Raw genomic sequence first — 911 nt, 5'->3', positions numbered from 1 at the left:
CGCCACCACCACCTGCCTGGTATTTGATATGCCGGCCGCAGCGAGAGCATAAAAAACACCGGCCCGGGGCCACATAATGCCCGACTCCCTGTGGGCATTTGTTGCCATCGGGGGCGCTGCGCGTGCGCCCAATGGCGTCGCCCAAACAGCAATCCGGAAACGATCCGTTGGCCATGACCGCATTACCAGAGGCTCTGCGCCCTTCATTGCACAGCGCACCCACCCCACAACGCCTTAAATGGATGGCGCGCTGGACATTTGCCGGGGTGCTGGCACTGGCTGCGGCGCTGCGCCTGTGGCAGCTGGAGCAAAACGGCTATGGCCGCGAGTACTACGCCGCCGGTGTGCGCAGCATGCTGGGCAGCGTTCACAACTTCTTCTTCAACGCCTTCGATCCGGCCGGATTTGTCTCGCTGGACAAGCCGCCCGTCGCGTTGTGGATGCAGGTGGCAAGCGCCAAAACTCTGGGTTTCAGCGCGTTCAGCGTGATGCTGCCGCAAGTCCTTGAAGGCCTGGTCTGCGTGGCGCTGGTGCACCATCTGGTGCGCCGCCGCTTCGGCCGCGGCGCAGCGCTGGTCGCCGCTTTGCTGCTGGCCCTCACCCCCATCAGCGTGGCCGCCGATCGATCGAACAACACCGACAGCTGCCTGATCATGGTGCTGCTGTTCGCTGCCTGGGCGCTGATCCGCGCCGCCGAGACCGCCAGCCTGCGCCTGCTCGCACTGGCCATGGCGCTGGTGGGCGTCGCCTTCAACGTGAAGATGGCGGCGGCACTGGTGGTGGTGCCGACCTTCGGGCTGGCTTACCTGTGCGGCGCCACCGCCATCGCGGCCCGGCGGAAGGTGCTCCATTTGGCGGTGGCCGCAGGCGCCTTGGTGGTGGTGTCGCTGTCGTGGGTCACGGCGTTCGAC

The 911-nt window shown here is 66.1% G+C and carries 1 protein-coding gene; it reads left to right on the top strand.

The window, feature by feature from the left end:
• Nucleotides 1–242: 242 nt before the first annotated feature.
• The coding region (locus QZH66_RS17145; RefSeq protein ID WP_305807051.1) for a glycosyltransferase family 39 protein at nucleotides 243–911 on the top strand (669 nt) is incomplete at its 3' end.

This window comes from Stenotrophomonas sp. YIM B06876 (assembly GCF_030711595.1).
Classification (GTDB): Bacteria; Pseudomonadota; Gammaproteobacteria; order Xanthomonadales; family Xanthomonadaceae; genus Stenotrophomonas.
Note: the sequence above shows the minus strand (reverse complement) of the source record. Positions and strands in the feature narration are given on the sequence as shown.